Consider the following 18,635-nt stretch of genomic DNA (forward strand, 5'->3'; position numbering starts at 1 on the left):
TTATGATGAACTTTGCACAATTTGATCTGAGTGATTTATATTTTGGCTTTGCATTTTTCTATCCGCTGTTTATGGCGTGGTTATGGATTGCAGGCGGAATCTGGTTTTATTTTAAGCGCGAATATCGTCAAAATGATTTGCCTGAACCTAGTCAGGAAGGCTGTAGTATCATTATTCCTTGTTTTAATGAAGAAGAACAAGTCCGTGCGACTATTCGTTACGCCATGCAGACGCAATATCCACTATTTGAAGTGATTGCAGTCAATGATGGCAGTAGCGATAGAACAGCCGAAATTTTAGATGAACTGGCAGCACAATATCCAAAACTTCGTGTAGTCCATTTGGCTGAAAATCAGGGCAAAGCCTATGCCTTGCGGGCAGGAACGATGGTCAGCCAATATGAGTTTTTGGTGTGTATTGATAGTGATGCCTTACTGCATCCGCATGCAGTATTCTGGATGATGCACCAATTGACCAGTTATCCGCGTGTGGGGGCTGTGACAGGAAATCCACGTATTATTAACCGTTCTAGTATTTTAGGTAAGTTACAAGTTGGTGAGTTTTCATCAATTATTGGTCTAATTAAACGTGCTCAACGTACCTATGGACGTATTTTTACTGTGTCGGGCGTGATCGCAGGTTTTCGTAAAACCGCTTTAGACCGCATTGGCTATTGGCGCGATGACATGATCACTGAAGATATTGATGTATCTTGGCGTTTGCAGTTTGACCACTGGGATTTGCAATACGTGCCGAAAGCTTTGTGCTACATCTATATGCCCGAAACCTTTAAAGGTTTGTGGAAGCAGCGTCTGCGCTGGTCGCAAGGTGGGGTAGAAGTCCTGTTTGCCTATGTGCGTAAGATGTTTAAATGGCGTTTGCGCCGTATGTGGCCGATTGCGATTGAAGCCATAATCAGTATTACTTGGGCATACGTAATTTTCGGGATATTCCTGTTATATCTGTATGGCTTATTTTTTCCTGTACCAACAGAATGGTACATCCAGACTATTTTTCCACAGTGGTATGGTGTAGTTTTGGGTCTGACTTGTTTGATTCAGTTCTTTGTCAGCCTCTGTATTGACCATCAATACGATAAAAGCCGTACATTCAGAACCCACTTTTGGGTCATTTGGTATCCATTATTTTTCTGGATTTTAATGATGCTGACGACAGTGGTGGCATTGCCTAAAACCATTCTGAAAAAGAATAAACGTGCGCGTTGGGTCAGCCCAGACCGTGGTTTTAGAGGAGAAGATGAACATGCCTAAATATGAAATGATTCAGGATGAATCTCAGCTCGAAATTCCGCAGTATATCGATGAACCAAAATATGTACGCAATAAAAGTGCGGGCTATGGTTTGTTTTTCTTGGGCTGGTTGGTGTGGATTTGGTTGTTTTTACCACTGATCACGTTGTTGTTGTGGTGGTATGAAGGCTATACCGTCTATCATCATTTGATTATTGGCAATGGCCCCGATGGACCAATCAGTTTATTGCACATGGCTTTAGCCATCGATATTTTTATTCTGTTTTTACTGGTCTGGGCAAGCTACAACTGGATTCGTTTTCGGAATAAAGAGCGCCGTCATGCACCCGTACCTGTAGGTGTGGAGCAAATGGCAGAAAGTTTTAACTTGCCTGTGGCCGATGTAGAGAGCATGAAGCAAGCTAAAAATATCACACTGCATTATGATGAAGACGGTGTTTTGCAACAGTACGCCATCAACCAAACTTTGCCAGTAGCGTCTGTCGCTACTGGGCTGAATCAGGTTCAGCCTCAAGCTGAAAACTAAGCTGCATGGGTTTGACTTGTGGATGCTGTGCAACAAAGTCATCAGGATAATAACCAATATGTTTCACACCATGTTGCTCTAAAAGTTGAATGGTATGTTGTAACTCTTCGGTGGATATTTTTTGCTGATTGCGCCAATTCACCGTTTGTAATTCAAAAATAGTACGATCCAAATTTGGGTCGTATTTTTTTGCATGTCGAATTAAATCTAAATAGAATTTTTTGTGATCTTTGGCTTGTTCCATATAGGGCATGGCCATGATGGCATTGTAGTCATAATAACGATAGGTACTTGGCATGGACTGTGCAAACCATTGTTCACTTTGGGGTTGCGTGACCACGGGTGCATACATATTGCGCGCCACCAATAAATTGGGTTGGTATTGTTTGAGTACTTGAGTAATACCTGCTGCCAATTGATCTAAATAAGCAGTTTTATATTTGGCTAAGCGTGCCTGTTTGGGATGTCTGAGGTCTTTAATAATACGATGTGAAAACCCCCATTGCTGATAATATTTACGTGCCAAAGCCGAAGAATCTTCATAATCTGACAAGGTCACATCATCATGGTATAACACACCATCGACAGGATTGTGTTGAATGAAATCACGGTAAATATCCACAATAATTTCTAGGTTTTTCTGCTCAAAAGGTGAGAGGCGAATATAACCTTTTTGCCCGCCTTGACGATGTTGTACATAATTGAATTGCTGATTTTTCGGCAATTCCCACGCCAAAACAGGCAGCCATGCATAGACGTGCTGCACTTGTGTGTTTTGACGAATTTGCTGCAGTAGCTGTGGAAATAAGTTGTCACGCACAGGCACATAACGGTTTTCGAAATACACCTGATCTGCAGAGCCGTTGGCATCTGGGTCGGCAAAGGCCTGTAAAAAAATCGTATTTGGTCGAATGTTTTGAATGCGTTGAATCAAGGCTTGAATATTACGTTGTTGCTGGGCTTTGTCTGTATCGAAAACATAATCTAAATCAATATGCATAATCCGCATTTGCGCAATAGGCTTAATCTGTTTTGCTTTTTGTTGAGTCTGTTGTGTAGCGGGTTGTTCCAAGTTTTTTAGGACATTTTCAATAGGATGTTGAGTAATCACGGGTAAGCTTTGTGCATGTACCGCCATAGGCAGGGTTAGGCTGAATAGTCCAATTTGACATACTCGGTTCAAGGCTTGGCTAAATTTTTTTGGAAATACAGACATAAGACATTCATCAAGCAGCACAGAATAGATTTACTCTAATCACAATAGCGGATAGTTCAAGTAGTTTTTTGCATCTAGGGAAATTATTTTTATGGTTGAACAAGCTTTATAAACAGCTGATTCAAATAAAAAAATACGCAATGATTGGGGTGATCATTGCGTATGAAAAACGAATCTGCTTTCACAGCTTCGATAACGGAGAAATGTTATGAAATTAGGATTACTCCTAAAGCATGTAAGTATACTAAACTGAGAATAAATACTATTCCGCAGTATTCAGGTTACGTCATGTTAAATCACGTAAGTAATAAGTGTTTTTTGTGAATCGAGTCATCCTATGTTGATTTTTCACTCAAATATAAAGTCTCTTATTCATGTGAATAAAAGACTTTAAAATATTTGTATCTACAAAATGCTTAGAAGCGGAATACACCTAAGCCAGCTTTCACTTCATCTAAAGTTTGCTGTGTAATATCGCGGCATTTATCGGTACCTGTTTTCAAAATATCCATAATGTAATCAGGATCTTTGGCAAGTTCGATACGACGTTCACGGATCGGGCCAATCAATTCTTTTAAAATGCCTTCTAAACGCTTTTTCACCGTGCCATCACCCAATCCACCACGACGATAATGCGCTTTCAGTTCTTCAAGTTCTTCTTTGTTGCTATCAAAAGCATCTAAATAAGTAAATACCACGTTGCCTTCAACCTGACCTGGATCTTCAATGCGCAGGTGATTCGGATCGGTGTACATCGCATTGACGGTTTTTTTAATGTCTTTGTCTGTGGCATCTAATACAATGGTATTGCCCAGTGATTTTGACATTTTGGCTTTACCATCAAAACCAGGCAAACGCCCAACATTTGACAACAGCGCCTGACATTCAGGCAACAAATCATGACCAATTTGACGATTCACACGACGCACAATTTCATTGGTCTGCTCTATCATTGGAATTTGGTCTTCACCCACAGGGACAACTGTTGCTTTAAACGCAGTAATGTCAGCTGCTTGCGCCACAGGGTAACACAGGAAACCTGCAGGAATATCACGTTCAAAACCACGCATCTGAATTTCAGATTTAATGGTTGGATTTCGCTCCAAACGTGCCACAGTCACGAAGTTTAAATACAACATGGTGAGTTCGTTTAACGCTGGTAGGCAAGATTGCACGCAAATGGTAGTTTTTGTTGGATCAATGCCCACCGCTAAATAATCGGTTGCTACCTCAATAATATTACGACGTACTTTTTCAAAGTTATCGGCATTATCGGTCAGGGCTTGAGCATCGGCAAGTAACAGATGTTGATGATGTGAGTCTTGTAAACCTACACGTGAACGTAAAGAACCCACAAAGTGACCTAAATGTAATTGTCCAGTTGGACGATCGCCTGTCAAAATCACAGGACGATTATCTTGATTACTCATTTTTTATTCCAAGTCGTATCTACGACATCTCTGTACCGATGAATTGCTACATTGTAAGGCATAACAATTTTCAATGTCACTTTCTTAAACAGATTGAATTGAATTCGTTTAAAAAATTAATGAAGTAAATACAGAGTTTATTTGCGTACAGTTTTAAAATAGATAGAAAATCGCATAAGGATAACAACGCAATGGCGAGCAGCTTATTACTTTTATTAGATGACATTGCAACCGTTTTAGATGATGTGGCAGTTATGAGCAAAATGGCTGCAAAAAAAACCGCAGGGGTTTTGGGCGATGATTTGGCGTTGAATGCGCAGCAAGTCAGTGGTGTACGTGCAGAGCGTGAGTTAGCTGTGGTATGGCGTGTGGCTAAAGGCTCTTTTGTTAATAAATTGATTTTAGTGCCGTTGGCACTGCTCATTAGCGTGGTTGCTGCATGGTTGATTAATCCATTATTGGTTATTGGTGGGTTGTTCTTAAGCTACGAAGGTGTGGAAAAAATCATGCACACCTTACAGCACAAAAAAGCAAAAACTGCCGCAGAAGCGCAATTAGAATTGATTCAGACTGAGCAAGACCTTGCGGCTTATGAAAATGAAAAAATTAAAGGTGCAGTGCGTACTGACTTTATTCTATCGGCTGAAATTGTGGTGATTTCATTGGGGACTGTGGCTGCGGCAGGCTTTCTAACCAAAGTGACAGTATTAAGTTTAATTGCGATTGCCATGACGGTGGGTGTCTATGGGTTCGTTGCGTTAATTGTCAAAATTGATGACATTGGTTTATACCTCACTGAACAAGCTGCCAATTTTAAACAACGTATTGGTCGTGGCTTATTGGCATTCGCCCCAATATTAATGAAGACATTATCTGTAGTGGGCACTGCAGCGATGTTCTTGGTTGGTGGGGGAATTATCAATCATGCTATTCCATTTGTGCACCATTTCACAGAAGATACAGTAGAGTATGTTCAAGACATCCCAACTATGGGCAGCATTGTAGGTTCAGTCACGCCAATGTTGATGAACCTTGTCGTGGGTATTTTGGCAGGCATCTTGGTGGTGATTGTGGTCGCACTTGTTCAAAAAGTGTGGTCAAAGTCTAAATCGGCTTAATCTATTATCAGAGTTTAAGAGAAGGATAAGAATAATGCGTTGGAAAGGTCGTCGAGTTAGCACAAATGTAGAGGACCGCCGTGGTGGCGGTGGAGCAAAAGCGGGCGGTATCAGTATCTTGGGCTTGGTGGTCGCCTTTGTTGCGTGGAAATTTTTTGGCATCGATCCTCAATCTGCTTATCAAGCGACCAAGCAAGTCACCTCGCATGCACAAAGTGCTGAAACCAAAGGTCTAGATAATCCAAGTCCTGAACAACAAGAGGCAATTGAGTTTGTGGGTACTGTTTTGGCCGATACGGAAGATACATGGTCACAAGTGTTTCAGCAGCAGCTAGATAGCCAATATGTGCCGCCTAAACTGGTGTTATTTACAGGTGTGGTTAATTCTGGCTGTGGTACGGCACAATCGGCAATGGGGCCGTTTTATTGTCCAGCCGATCAAAAAGTATATATTGATACTTCATTCTTCCAAGCCATGCGTCAGCAAATGGGTATTGGTGGTGAGCAAAATCAGACTGAATTAAGCCGAGATGATCAGGCAGGTGATTTTGCCCAAGCCTACGTGGTGGCACATGAAGTTGGGCATCATATTCAGACCATTTTAGGAATTTCAGAGCAAGTGCATAAAGCACGTCAGCAAGTTAGTGAAGTGCAGGGCAATCAGCTTTCGGTGCGTCAGGAACTGCAAGCGGACTGTTTATCGGGGGTGTGGGCGCATCATAACCACCAGCGTACTCAATTCCTTGAACAAGGCGATATTGAAGAAGCGATGGATGCAGCACATAAAATTGGCGATGATTATTTGCAAAAACGTGCACGTGGGCAAGTCGTACCTGATAGCTTTACCCATGGCACCAGTGCTCAGCGCGTACAATGGTTCCAGACTGGCTTAAAATCAGGCTTGATTAATGATTGTGATACATTCAATGCCGCAATTTAACTGACTCAAAAATCAAGTTTTACAAACAAAAGGAGTGCTGTCAGTCGCTCCTTTTTTATCGGCTAAATCAACGCGAGTGGGTAGATGCAAAAAACTTTAAGCCATAAACCGAGTGATGAATTAGCTCACATGATTTTGAACGTGGTGTGTTTGATTCCAGCAGGTCAGGTTGCGACCTATGTGCAAGTGGCACGTCTAGCGGGCCTGCCCAAACATGCACGTTTGGTCGGTTATGTCCTTAAGCATTTATCGGCAGAACATACAGTGCCGTGGCATCGGGTGATTAATGTGCAAGGAGAAATTAGCCTAAGCAAGCTGAATGCCCAAGGAGAAAATATACAAATTTTAAAATTGCAGGCAGAAGGGATTTTGGTTATTGCAGAGAAGGTGAATTTAAAACAATACCAATGGCAGAATTAAACTGAGCTGATAAATCGAGCGTTTAATATTGAGATGTGATGATACTGAGAAAATTTGCTGAATAGAGTGCTGCAAATAAAAATTTTAGAACAAACAAAGAAATTTAAATGAGAGGGGGGAAAGTTCCTCGCTTCCGTAGAAATGAGGAACACGCAATCTTATTGACGTACAACCAATACAGGTGTAGTGCCTTCGCTTAGGATGCTTTGCGCAACACTACCTAAGAATAATTTTTTCAAGCCAGTACGACCATGTGAACCAATCACAATAAGGTCAGCATTTAACTCTTTCGCAGCGTTGGTAATTTCGCGTGCAATCACTTGACCTTCAAGTAGTTTAGTTTCAGCTTCAACACCTTGTTCAGTGAATTTTTGCTTTGCTTCTTCTAAAGTTTTCACGATAGAAGCACGCGCGCGTTCAATCAAGTCATTGGTTTGGTTTGCAGTAATGTATTCTGCAGCAATATACGGGTCAAGTGTAAGTACTTGTACCACAGTGATTTTACTACCAAATGCTTTTGCAAGTTCAACAGCCTTTGCAACAGCAGCAAAAGAAGTTTCAGAACCGTCCACTGGTACGAGGATGTTTTGGTAAGCCATGAGTGTTTCTCCTTATTGTAATTTCAATACTTTAATAAAATATTCGCTCTGAGTGCTGTCTTATCTTACGCTGAATTTATATAGAATAAAACCCAGTAATTTCATAAAGATAATTGAGTGCTGTAAGTCCTTATTTCACCATAATTTAGCATGAAATTATGAAGCTGTGCTTTCAATTCAACTAAAGTTTTAATCAATTTTTGTTTGTGTGTTTTTCAAAAAATCGATCAGTTGATTGACATCATCACTCTGCAATTGTTCGCGGATTTTCAGTAAATATTTTTCATCAAAATCATACAGTTTTAACGCCAAAAGTTGAGCAATCTCTACTTCACTAAAACGGTATTTGATGACTTTGGCGGGCACACCTGCCACGATGGCATAAGGCGGTACATCTTGTGTGACCACTGCACCTGTCGCCACAATTGCACCTTCACCTAGTTCAACGCCTTGCATAATCATGGCACGACTACCAATCCAGCATCCATCCCCAATTGTGGTATCACCTGCAGCTACAAAACTACGGGTGTCAAATGGAAAAGCAGAAATCCAATCACTGCGATGCAATTGATTGCCTCCCATCATAATCACACATTCCGCACCAAAGCAGACAAAATTGCCAATATGTAATTGATCAATAGGTTTTTCTGCTGTGGCGGGTTTGTCATGTAAATAGCGCACTACACAACGCTCGAAGCCCTGATCCCAATAAGCCGAATAATACGAGTAATTACCTTTGATATGGATATTGGGGTTTTTTACAGTTTTGGAGATAAACTCAAATTCACACCAGTGTTTAACAGGGGAATTAATCAGCGCTTCTGACATGGTTTTTTCGTGTGGAGAGATGAGGGGATTATATCTGAAATTTTGAACCTCTCCCTAGCCCTTTCCTAGAAGGAGAGGGAATGTTCAAAATATTAGTTGACCACTACACTTTAGTGATTTGAAAGCTTAAAGTATCTATCTTAAAAAATTCCACACATACATAAAAACATTTTTAACACTGTTTGGAAAAAAGAATCCCCAAATAGCAAAAAAGAGTGATGATGCCAATACGATACTGACGGGACCGGTTTGTGTATTGATGAAGAGTCCCCAGACTGGAATCAAAATAAGTCCTAACACAGCCCCAGAAAGCGCATAAACAAATGCATGAATGATGCGATTTTCCATCTTATTTTCCTAAATTTTTTTCGCAGTATAATCTATGCATCATTCATTGTGATTTATAGTCAATAAAAAACCCCTCAAAGAGGGGCATCGTGTGCAGTTATCTTTGATTCTTAAAGATATTCTACACTCACAATTTCGTATTCCACTTCGCCTTGTGGAGTCACAATCTTGGCTTCATCGCCTTCATTTTTACCCAACAATCCGCGTGCAATTGGTGAGTTCACTGAAATTTTATTGATTTTAAAATCAGCTTCGTCATCACCTACAATTTTGTAAGTTTTTTGCTCTTCAGTGTCCAGATTTTCAATAGTCACAGTGACGCCAAAAACTACACGACCGTTTTGTTCAAGCTCTTTAACATCAATCACCTGGCAAGCACCCAGTTTACCTTCGATGTCCTGAATGCGGCCTTCACAGAAACCTTGCTGCTCACGCGCAGCATGATATTCGGCATTTTCTTTTAAGTCGCCATGTTCACGCGCTTCAGCAATCGCTGCAATAATACGTGGACGTTCAACCGATTTAAGTTGTTGTAATTCCTGCTCTAAAGCCTGTTTACCTTCAGGCGTCATAGGATAACGTTGCATGTTGTCCCTCTTTAAAAAATTGAAGTCTATAAATGAAAAAAAGCCCGCCACCCGAAAGGTGACGGGACTTTTCATAAATATATTAACCTACAGTAAGATCTTGTAGGCGATATACATCCATTGGTAATTTAATCGCTAAGGCTTGGCATACAGCATCTGCACCATTCAAGGTCGTGGTGTAATACACTTTACCTTGCAATGCAGAACGACGGATTGAGAATGAATCCTGCTGCGCTTGTTTGCCTTCAGAAGTATTGATGATGAGGTGAATCTCACCATTTTTCAAGCGGTCTACAATGTGTGGGCGACCTTCAGTCACTTTATTCACACGTTCACACTCAATACCTGCATCGGTGATGACTTTGTGCGTACCACCTGTTGCAACAAGTTTGAAGCCAAAATCAGCCAATTGTTTTGCAATACGCGCTACATGCGGTTTATCTGACTCACGTACAGACAAGAATGCATGTTTCACTTCGCCTTCAGTTGGGATTCCTGGTAAGCGATCATTCGAGCCTAGCACAGCTTTATAGAATGCTTCACCAAAAGTTTTGCCCACGCCCATGACTTCACCTGTAGATTTCATCTCAGGCCCAAGCACTGGGTCTACACCAGGGAACTTGTTGAATGGAAACACAGCTTCTTTCACAGAGAAGTGTTGCGGAATAATTTCTTTAGTAAAGCCTTGAGCTTCTAAAGATTGACCCGCCATACAACGTGCTGCAACTTTAGCCAATGATTCGCCAATACACTTAGAAACGAACGGAACAGTACGTGATGCACGTGGGTTCACTTCTAAGATATAAACGTCATTGCCTTTCACTGCAAACTGTACGTTCATTAGACCAATAACGCCCAACTCTTTTGCCATGGCAACAGTTTGACGACGCATTTCGTCCTGTACTTCATCTGACAATGAGTAAGGTGGAATTGAACATGCTGAGTCACCAGAGTGAATACCCGCTTGTTCGATGTGCTGCATAATACCGCCAATCACCACATCTTTACCGTCAGATACGCAGTCTACGTCAACTTCAATCGCATCATCCAAGAAACGGTCTAACAGTACAGGTGCATCGTTAGAAGCTTGAACTGCATCACGCAGGTAACGTTTCAATTCTTCTTCGTTATACACAATTTCCATTGCACGACCACCCAATACATAAGATGGACGAACAACCAGCGGATAACCCACTTTCGCTGCTTCTGCGATACCTTCTTCAGCAGATTTAACAATGCTGTTGTTTGGCTGACGCAATTGCAGACGTTGAATCATTTGCTGGAAACGCTCACGGTCTTCTGCGCGGTCAATTGCATCTGGTGATGTACCAATAATTGGCGCACCTGCTTCTTCTAAAGCACGTGCCAATTTCAATGGAGTTTGACCACCGTACTGCACAATAATGCCTTTTGGCTTTTCCGTACGAACGATTTCAAGCACATCTTCCAAAGTAATTGGTTCAAAGTACAAACGGTCTGAAGTGTCATAATCGGTAGATACTGTTTCAGGGTTACAGTTCACCATGATGGTTTCATAACCATCTTCACGCATTGCAAGCGCAGCGTGTACACAGCAGTAATCGAATTCGATACCTTGACCAATACGGTTTGGACCACCGCCAATTACCATGATCTTGTCTTTCGCTGAAGGATTTGATTCACACTCTTCATCGTAAGTTGAATACATATATGCTGTGTCAGATTCAAACTCTGCAGCACAGGTATCCACACGTTTGTAAACTGGGGTTACGCCCAAGTTCCAACGGTGTTTACGGAATTGCTTTTGTGAAATTCCCATCAAATTCGCAATACGCAAGTCAGATAAACCTTTACGTTTGAACGAACGGATGTTGTCAGCGTTTAGATCACCAAAACCTAAAGTTTTGATTTCATTTTCAGTGTTAACGATGTCTTGAATTTGAATTAAGAACCAACGGTCAATTTTGGTCGCTTCAAAAACTTCGTCCAAGCTAAAGCCATGACGGAATGCGTCAGCCACGTACCAAATACGCTCAGGGCCTGGAACTTTTAATTCAACTAAAATTTTGTCGCGTGCGCCTTCAGCACCCACTTCAATTTTTTCGTCAAAACCACATGCACCAGTTTCTAAACCACGAAGGGCTTTGTTTACAGACTCTTGGAAATTACGACCAATTGCCATGACTTCACCTACAGATTTCATCTGTGTGGTTAAAGTCGCGTCAGCTTGCGGGAACTTTTCAAAGTTAAAACGTGGAACTTTAGTGACAACGTAGTCAATTGATGGTTCAAATGATGCAGGTGTTGTGCCACCTGTGATGTCATTTTTCAATTCATCAAGGGTGTAGCCTACAGCCAGTTTTGCTGCAACTTTTGCAATAGGGAAACCAGTAGCTTTAGATGCAAGTGCAGATGAACGAGATACACGCGGGTTCATCTCAATCACAACCATACGGCCAGTATTCGGGCAAATACCGAACTGAACGTTAGAACCACCTGTTTCTACACCAATTTCACGAAGTACCGCTAAAGATGCATTACGCATCAATTGGTATTCTTTATCCGTTAAGGTTTGCGCAGGAGCAACGGTAATTGAGTCACCTGTGTGCACGCCCATTGGGTCAAAGTTTTCAATTGAACATACAATGATACAGTTGTCGTTTTTGTCACGCACAACTTCCATCTCGTATTCTTTCCAACCAATGAGTGATTCATCAATCAATAACTGTTTAGTTGGAGAAAGATCGAAACCGCGTTCACAGATTTCAAGGAATTCTTCTTTGTTGTATGCGATACCGCCACCAGAACCACCCATAGTGAATGATGGACGAATAATCACAGGGAAGCCAAAGCGAGATTGAATCTCAAGGGCTTCTTCCATAGACTCAGCAATCGCAGCTTTTGGACACTCAAGACCAATTTTGCGCATTGCTTCATCAAACAATTTACGGTCTTCGGCTTTTTCAATCGCGTCTTTGGTTGCACCAATTAATTCAACATTGTATTTGGCTAAAATACCGTTGGCATCTAATGCAAGCGCGCAGTTCAACGCAGTTTGACCGCCCATGGTCGGAAGTACTGCATCTGGACGTTCTTTTTCAATTATTGCTGCAACAGTCTGCCAAGTGATTGGCTCGATATAAGTTGCATCTGCCATTGCAGGGTCAGTCATGATGGTCGCAGGGTTCGAGTTTACCAAAATAACGCGGTAACCTTCTTCACGCAGTGCTTTACATGCTTGAGCACCAGAATAGTCAAACTCACAAGCCTGACCAATAACAATAGGACCAGCACCAATAATTAAGATGCTTTTAATATCCGTACGTTTAGGCATTATTTCGCTCCTTAATTACTTCTTAGCGGCTTCAATAAGCTCGATGAAATGATCGAACAAGAGTGCGCAGTCATGTGGACCTGGACTTGCTTCTGGGTGACCTTGGAAGCTAAATGCAGGCTTGTCTGTACGATGAATACCTTGGTTTGTGCCATCGAACAATGAGCGATGCGTTGAACGTACATTGCTTGGTAAGGTGTTTTCATCTACCGCGAAACCGTGGTTCTGAGAAGTAATCATCACTGTACCAGTTTCTAAGTTCTGTACAGGATGGTTTGCGCCGTGGTGTCCGTTCGGCATTTTCATTGTTTTTGCACCTGATGCAAGTGCAAGAATTTGGTGACCTAAACAGATACCAAATACAGGAGTATTCGTGGTTTCTACAATTGTTTTTACAGCTTCAATTGCGTAGTCACATGCAGCAGGGTCGCCAGGGCCATTTGACAAGAAAATGCCATCTGGGTTTAACGCAAGGACTTGTTCAGCAGGGGTTTGTGCAGGAACAACGGTTAATTTACAACCGCGGTCTGCCAGCATACGCAGGATGTTGGTTTTGACACCGTAATCGTATGCAACCACATGATATTTAAGTTCAGGTTGAGTAAAGCCATTCCCAAGTTCCCATGAACCTTCAGTCCATTCAAAACCTTCAGGGTCGCAGCATACTTTTGCAAGATCTAAGCCGTTTAAGCCGCCAAATGCACGTGCTTTTGCAATTGCTTCTTCTTCAGTGATATTTTCACCAGCAAGAATACAACCGTTTTGCGCACCTTTGGCACGTAAAATACGGGTCAATTTACGGGTGTCAATATCGGCAATTGCAACAACATTGTGTTGTTGTAAGTATTCGCCTAAAGATTGAGTAGAACGGAAGTTACTGTGTAATAAAGGCAAATCACGGATAATTAAACCGTTTGCCCATACTTTATGAATTCGACCTGACTCAACATCTTCATCATTGCAACCAGTGTTCCCAATATGTGGGTAAGTTAAAGTCACAAGTTGTTGTGCATAACTCGGGTCGGTCAAAATTTCTTGATAGCCAGTCATGGCAGTGTTAAAAACGACTTCACCAGTCGTGCTTCCCGTCGCACCGATAGACGTACCTTTAAAGATTGTACCGTCGGCGAGGGCTAAAATGGCGGGGGTGCTCAAACCAAAGCTCCTGAACTAAAACCACAAAAATAGGGCTGTAAAAAAGCGAGTAGACGAAAAAAAAGGAAGGTCAATATTTAAACCTACCCTCCTATGTCTGCTCGCTTGAACTTAACATTGCATTATACGCATGAACTCGCCAAAAGTCCATTGTGAAACTGACGAATATGTAAGATAAAAGACTTGCTTTTTTTGCTAGGATTATGTTCTAACGTGTAGTCCAAATGTAAGCAATATACGATTGTTAGACAATTCAAAACCCATTTTAGTCTAAATTGCCTTATGCTTAATTTATAAACAACAACGACCTTGGGTAAAAGCGAATGACTGAACAAGATAAATCAGCCACTGAACCACAAAACAGTGCAATCAAAGCAGTAAGTGAAGGCGCTGAAAAGCTTGAAAAAGTAACGCATGATGCCAAAGAGCAGGTGCTTGATGTGGTTGCGGAAACGCAAGAAAAACTTCAAGCCGAAGCGAAACAACTCAATGCTAGCGTGCAAGAGCAATTGGGTCAGTTAAAGCAAGATGTGTTGCAAAAAATTGAAGCTTTAAAAGCACAATTTGGCAGTTCACCTAAAGATTTGGGTGAATTAAAAGATTTTGTAAAAACTGAATTTAGCGCAATCATTGAAGATCTTTCTAAACTTGGTAAAGAGTTGAAAGAAGATGTCAGCAGCATTTCAGTGAAACATAAAGACCAATTGGCTGAAACTTTTAAGCGTTCTAAAGAGCACACATTAGAAGCGTGGAAAAAAGTAAATCCATCAAAAACTGAAACGAAAGATGAAGCTGATCAAGCATAATCCAGTTTAAACTGTTGCTGATTCTGCCATAAAAAAGTGAGGTCATGCACCTCACTTTTTTATTTAAATTTCTTGCTCAAAACAAAAACAAGTTGTTTCTATCTAAACTACTATTAATCACAGTTAGAACTGATGTAGCCAATCGCGCTTATTGTGAAAATCGGCGGCAGGGCTGCTGTGTTGCATGGCATAAAACTGTTCACCTTGACTGGTTTTGAGCACAGCCGTCAGCCCAATAAACAAATCTGTCCATTTCAGTTTATGTTTCAGCATAAATTCGGTTAAATCCAAACTGACATTTAAACCGTAATGTGTACGTTTTAGCTGATTTAACTCTATATCATACGCGGCTACAGGTGGCATTTGCTCAGGATAACGATATTCTTCAAAGGCATAGGCTTGCCAAGCTTGAGAAGGGGAGAGATTGATTTCACGATAAAAATCTTCGCCCTGAACGCCAATGAAAATTTCAAAGCAGGTCTGTTCCCACAAAAAGTCCTGACGTGGATGTGAAGCCACCAATGCAGGCCATTCGACCCACTGATTTGGATCACGCAGCCAATAACCTACATTTAAGCTAAACTGACTTTGTTGCTCAATTGCACCGACCAAAGAAATCGCTTGAAACTGACGGTCAAAGGCGCTGAGTTCGTAACTTGCCATATAAGCTTAATTAGACAAATGCGCGTGACGAACTAAATTTGACAACTTGGCATTTTGTTTTACCGCTTTTTTATAAAGCAAAGCAATTTTACCAATGGTTTGTACCACTTCAGAACCTGTTGCTGCAGCAATTTCAGTAATTACAGCTGCACGTACTTCACGGTCTTCACCACCAATTTTGACTTTAATTAATTCGTGATCATTTAAAGCACGGTTGGTTTCTTCAATTACATTTTCAGTCAAACCTTGACCGCCAACCATCACTACGGGGTTAAGTGCATGACCAATTTGACGTAAACGCTTGCGTTCCTGAATAGAGAGAGCCGCCATAAAGATAACCTAATTTTAAAAACGGCCTAGTATAACAAAAGCCAATTTGAAACGCTGTAAATTCTATGCAAATAATCCGCGAACGTGCAGCAGTGCAAAAATATCAAAATTGAACATTTGCTTAGCTTTATCTATCTGTGATGAGTGTGGTTTTTTATGCCACAGTACAGAAATAAGCGATGGATTTAATAGAAAAAACTTGTCAGTTGTTGGCATTTAGATACAGATGTCTACTGCAAGCTTGCTAATTTTCACGTACAATCGCAATTTAGATGGCTATTCGTTACTAAGAGAGTTATGGCAACACGCATTACCAACCAAAAGTTATCCAAAAGTAGTCGTGCGTGGATGAGAGAGCACCTAGATGATCCCTTTGTGAAAAGAGCGCAAAAAGAAGGGTATCGTGCACGTGCTGCATACAAACTACTTGAGATTCAAGAAAAATATAAACTGATCAAACCGGGCATGACGGTGGTGGACTTAGGTGCAGCACCAGGTAGTTGGTCGCAAATCGCAGGGAAACTTGTCGGCGACAAAGGTTTGGTGATCGCTTCCGATATTTTGGAAATGGACGCATTACCAGATGTGACCTTTTTACAAGGTGACTTCCGCGAAGAAGAAGTGTTCGAAAAATTGTTAAATATTTTAAACGGACGCACGGTAGACGTTGTAATTTCCGATATGGCCCCCAATACATCAGGTAATAAAGCTGTAGATCAACCGCGTCAAATTTACTTATGTGAGTTGGCTCTCGATTTTGCCAACCGTGTATTGGGACCTAATGGTCAGTTTGTGGTCAAAGTGTTCCAAGGTTCGGGATTTGACGAATTTCGTAAACAGGTCGTGGACGGTTTTGATGTGTTAAAGACAGCAAAACCCGCTGCTTCACGCGCGCGTTCCAAAGAAGTATTCCTTATTGGACAAGGACGTAAAAAAGCGTCTAAATAAAGTTTACTTGCCAAGCCGTTAAAAATTGTGCATTTTGTACGTTTTTAATGAATTGTCTAGCTGATCTTCAGCTTTTTGAATGAAAGGTCACCCAGTAACGGGCATGATCAAATTAGATTGATATGGGAATAAAGCTTTGAGCGATCTCTTCAAGAATGCCGTATTGTGGCTGATTATACTTGGTGTGCTGATTCTAATTTTCAGCAACATCAATAACAGTGAAAAGCCAACTGCAATGAACTATTCAGAGTTCGTTACAGCGGTGAATGCTGGTCAAATTAAGCAAGTCACAATTGATGGCGAAAGAATTAGTGGCGAAAAAGTCAACGGCTCGTCCTTTGAAAGCATTCGTCCAGCAGTTCAAGACCCTGAACTGATGCCGAATCTGATTAAAAACAACGTTGTTGTTGAAGGTACTGCACCTCAACGTCAAGGTTTGTTAATGCAACTATTGATCGCAAGTTTCCCTGTACTTTTAATCATTTTGTTATTCATGTTCTTTATGCGCAACATGGGTGGCGGTGCAGGTGGTAAAAACGGCCCGATGAGCTTTGGTAAATCTAAAGCCAAAATGTTGTCTGAAGACCAAATTAAAGTCACATTTGCCGATGTTGCAGGTTGTGACGAAGCAAAACAAGAAGTAGTTGAAATTGTAGATTTCTTAAAAGACCCTGCTAAATTCAAGCGTTTAGGTGCAACTATTCCTAAAGGTGTGTTGATGGTGGGTCCACCGGGTACAGGTAAAACCTTATTGGCGAAAGCCATTGCAGGCGAAGCCAAAGTACCATTCTTTAGCATTTCTGGTTCTGACTTCGTTGAAATGTTCGTGGGTGTAGGTGCTTCTCGTGTCCGTGATATGTTTGAGCAAGCTAAACGCCATGCACCATGTATCATCTTTATTGATGAGATTGATGCAGTGGGTCGTCACCGTGGTTCAGGTACAGGTGGTGGTCACGATGAACGTGAGCAAACACTTAACCAAATGCTTGTTGAAATGGACGGTTTTGAAGGCAATGAAGGCATTATTGTCATCGCTGCGACAAACCGTGCTGATGTACTAGATAAAGCTTTATTGCGCCCAGGTCGTTTTGACCGTCAAGTAATGGTTGGCTTGCCAGACATTAAAGGTCGTGAGCAAATTCTGAATGTTCACTTGAAAAAACTGCCTTCAGTTACAGGTGTAGATGTCAAAGTCTTGGCACGTGGTACACCAGGCTTCTCTGGTGCGCAATTGGCAAACCTTGTGAATGAAGCTGCATTGTTTGCTGCCCGTCGTAATAAAAATACGGTGGATATGCACGACTTTGAAGATGCTAAAGATAAGTTGTATATGGGCCCTGAACGTAAGTCGATGGTGCTGCGTGAAGAAGAACGTCGTGCAACGGCTTATCATGAAGCAGGTCATGCGATTGTTGCTGAAATGCTGCCGGGTACAGACCCTGTGCATAAAGTAACGATTATGCCGCGTGGCTGGGCATTGGGTGTGACATGGCAATTGCCTGAACATGACCAAACTAGCCATTATAAAGACAAAATGCTGAACGACTTGTCTATCTTGTTTGGTGGTCGTATTGCAGAAGAAGTCTTTATTAATCAAATGTCGACAGGTGCATCGAATGACTTTGAGCGTGCGACTAAATTAGCACGTGCGATGGTGACCAAATACGGTATGTCTGACAAGTTAGGCGTAATGGTCTATGAAGACGATACACAACAATCATTCATGGGTAGTTTAGGCAGCCGTACCATTTCTGAAGCCACCCAGCAACAAGTGGATGCTGAAGTTCGTCGTATTATTGATGAGCAATATAAAGTTGCCCGCGATATTTTGGAAAATAACCAAGACATTGCCCACGCAATGGTAAAAGCATTGTTGGAATGGGAAACCATTGATCGTGACCAAATCCGTGACATTATGGAAGGTCGTGAGCCACAGCCACCGAAGGTGTATATTGCAGACAATCCTGTGATTGATGTAACACCAACCGATGGTCCAAGCACACCGCCACCATTACCAGCGAGCTAATCAGTTCACATAATGTTAAAAAGAGTCTTTGTATAAAGGCTCTTTTTTTATTCGTGTGGTTTATGCGCCGTTGCAACAGGAATATTGGTAATGTTGAAGCGCACTGAAAAG

General features: G+C 41.6%; 18 protein-coding genes. 8 read left to right on the plus strand and 10 right to left on the minus strand.

Translation table 11 applies throughout. The annotated features are described in order from the left end of the window. The first annotated feature begins 2 nt into the window (after positions 1 to 2). Both pgaC and pgaD read left to right on the plus strand, forming a co-directional pair. A complete protein-coding gene (gene pgaC, locus LZP46_RS03950; RefSeq protein WP_236094737.1) occupies positions 3 to 1,271 on the plus strand; it encodes a poly-beta-1,6-N-acetyl-D-glucosamine synthase in 1,269 nt (422 codons plus the stop codon). After that, positions 1,264 to 1,797 (plus strand): poly-beta-1,6-N-acetyl-D-glucosamine biosynthesis protein PgaD, encoded by a 534-nt coding sequence (gene pgaD, locus LZP46_RS03955; protein ID WP_236094738.1) that lies wholly within the window; start codon positions 1,264 to 1,266, stop codon positions 1,795 to 1,797. The genes pgaC and pgaD overlap by 8 nt, the downstream gene beginning before the upstream one ends. Here pgaD and pgaB read toward each other — a convergent pair. Both pgaB and trpS read right to left on the minus strand, forming a co-directional pair. Further along, positions 1,757 to 3,013: a poly-beta-1,6-N-acetyl-D-glucosamine N-deacetylase PgaB gene (pgaB, locus tag LZP46_RS03960; RefSeq protein WP_236094739.1), complete on the minus strand. Its 1,257-nt coding sequence runs from the start codon at positions 3,011 to 3,013 to the stop codon at positions 1,757 to 1,759. The two genes, pgaD and pgaB, sit on opposite strands and share 41 nt — an antisense overlap. Positions 3,014 to 3,429: 416 nt before the next feature. Next, on the minus strand, positions 3,430 to 4,443 hold the full coding sequence (gene trpS / locus LZP46_RS03965) for a tryptophan--tRNA ligase (protein WP_236094740.1): 1,014 nt from the start codon (positions 4,441 to 4,443) through the stop codon (positions 3,430 to 3,432). A gap of 191 nt (positions 4,444 to 4,634) precedes the next feature. On the opposite strand from trpS, the gene LZP46_RS03970 reads away from it, so the two are divergent. From LZP46_RS03970 to LZP46_RS03980, 3 genes are all read left to right on the plus strand, one after another. Further along, positions 4,635 to 5,561 carry a DUF808 domain-containing protein gene (locus LZP46_RS03970; RefSeq protein WP_236094741.1) on the plus strand — a complete coding sequence of 309 codons (927 nt, stop codon included), beginning with the start codon at positions 4,635 to 4,637 and terminating at the stop codon, positions 5,559 to 5,561. Between the two features lie 34 nt (positions 5,562 to 5,595). After that, positions 5,596 to 6,501 (plus strand): KPN_02809 family neutral zinc metallopeptidase, encoded by a 906-nt coding sequence (gene ypfJ, locus LZP46_RS03975; protein WP_236094742.1) that lies wholly within the window; start codon positions 5,596 to 5,598, stop codon positions 6,499 to 6,501. Positions 6,502 to 6,585: 84 nt separating this feature from the next. Beyond that, complete coding sequence (locus LZP46_RS03980) at positions 6,586 to 6,921, plus strand: MGMT family protein (protein ID WP_236094743.1); 336 nt, start codon at positions 6,586 to 6,588, stop codon at positions 6,919 to 6,921. Between the two features lie 158 nt (positions 6,922 to 7,079). Here LZP46_RS03980 and LZP46_RS03985 read toward each other — a convergent pair whose 3' ends face one another. From LZP46_RS03985 to carA, 6 genes are all read right to left on the minus strand, one after another. Continuing rightward, positions 7,080 to 7,520 carry a universal stress protein gene (locus LZP46_RS03985; RefSeq protein WP_236094744.1) on the minus strand — a complete coding sequence of 147 codons (441 nt, stop codon included), beginning with the start codon at positions 7,518 to 7,520 and terminating at the stop codon, positions 7,080 to 7,082. Positions 7,521 to 7,709: 189 nt separating this feature from the next. Continuing rightward, positions 7,710 to 8,348 (minus strand): CatB-related O-acetyltransferase, encoded by a 639-nt coding sequence (locus tag LZP46_RS03990; protein WP_236094745.1) that lies wholly within the window; start codon positions 8,346 to 8,348, stop codon positions 7,710 to 7,712. Positions 8,349 to 8,483: 135 nt separating this feature from the next. Continuing rightward, positions 8,484 to 8,696, minus strand: coding sequence for a hypothetical protein (locus LZP46_RS03995; protein WP_236094746.1), 213 nt, complete (start codon positions 8,694 to 8,696; stop codon positions 8,484 to 8,486). Positions 8,697 to 8,806: 110 nt separating this feature from the next. Then, positions 8,807 to 9,283: a transcription elongation factor GreA gene (greA, locus tag LZP46_RS04000; protein WP_236094747.1), complete on the minus strand. Its 477-nt coding sequence runs from the start codon at positions 9,281 to 9,283 to the stop codon at positions 8,807 to 8,809. 82 nt (positions 9,284 to 9,365) lie between these two features. Further along, positions 9,366 to 12,596 carry a carbamoyl-phosphate synthase large subunit gene (gene carB, locus LZP46_RS04005; RefSeq protein ID WP_019836765.1) on the minus strand — a complete coding sequence of 1,077 codons (3,231 nt, stop codon included), beginning with the start codon at positions 12,594 to 12,596 and terminating at the stop codon, positions 9,366 to 9,368. Between the two features lie 15 nt (positions 12,597 to 12,611). Then, positions 12,612 to 13,751: a glutamine-hydrolyzing carbamoyl-phosphate synthase small subunit gene (gene carA / locus LZP46_RS04010; RefSeq protein WP_236094748.1), complete on the minus strand. Its 1,140-nt coding sequence runs from the start codon at positions 13,749 to 13,751 to the stop codon at positions 12,612 to 12,614. A 323-nt stretch (positions 13,752 to 14,074) separates the two neighbouring features. Between carA and LZP46_RS04015 the strand changes: the two genes are divergently transcribed. Next, positions 14,075 to 14,557, plus strand: a complete 483-nt coding sequence (locus LZP46_RS04015; protein WP_236094749.1) for a hypothetical protein — start codon at positions 14,075 to 14,077, stop codon at positions 14,555 to 14,557. A gap of 123 nt (positions 14,558 to 14,680) precedes the next feature. Here the strand turns inward: LZP46_RS04015 and LZP46_RS04020 are convergent, their stop codons facing one another. Beyond that, positions 14,681 to 15,220 carry a DOMON-like domain-containing protein gene (locus tag LZP46_RS04020; protein ID WP_236094750.1) on the minus strand — a complete coding sequence of 180 codons (540 nt, stop codon included), beginning with the start codon at positions 15,218 to 15,220 and terminating at the stop codon, positions 14,681 to 14,683. Positions 15,221 to 15,226: 6 nt separating this feature from the next. Next, positions 15,227 to 15,550, minus strand: a complete 324-nt coding sequence (gene yhbY / locus LZP46_RS04025) for a ribosome assembly RNA-binding protein YhbY (RefSeq protein ID WP_236094751.1) — start codon at positions 15,548 to 15,550, stop codon at positions 15,227 to 15,229. Positions 15,551 to 15,847: 297 nt separating this feature from the next. Between yhbY and rlmE the strand changes: the two genes are divergently transcribed. Together rlmE and ftsH are read left to right on the plus strand one after the other, a co-directional pair. Beyond that, on the plus strand, positions 15,848 to 16,498 hold the full coding sequence (rlmE, locus tag LZP46_RS04030) for a 23S rRNA (uridine(2552)-2'-O)-methyltransferase RlmE (protein WP_104853158.1): 651 nt from the start codon (positions 15,848 to 15,850) through the stop codon (positions 16,496 to 16,498). A gap of 136 nt (positions 16,499 to 16,634) precedes the next feature. After that, positions 16,635 to 18,524, plus strand: coding sequence for an ATP-dependent zinc metalloprotease FtsH (ftsH, locus tag LZP46_RS04035; protein WP_004972155.1), 1,890 nt, complete (start codon positions 16,635 to 16,637; stop codon positions 18,522 to 18,524). Positions 18,525 to 18,635: the final 111 nt, after the last annotated feature.

The sequence above is a fragment of the Acinetobacter sp. SCLZS86 genome (genome assembly GCF_021560715.1).
Lineage (GTDB): Bacteria > Pseudomonadota > Gammaproteobacteria > Pseudomonadales > Moraxellaceae > Acinetobacter > Acinetobacter towneri_A.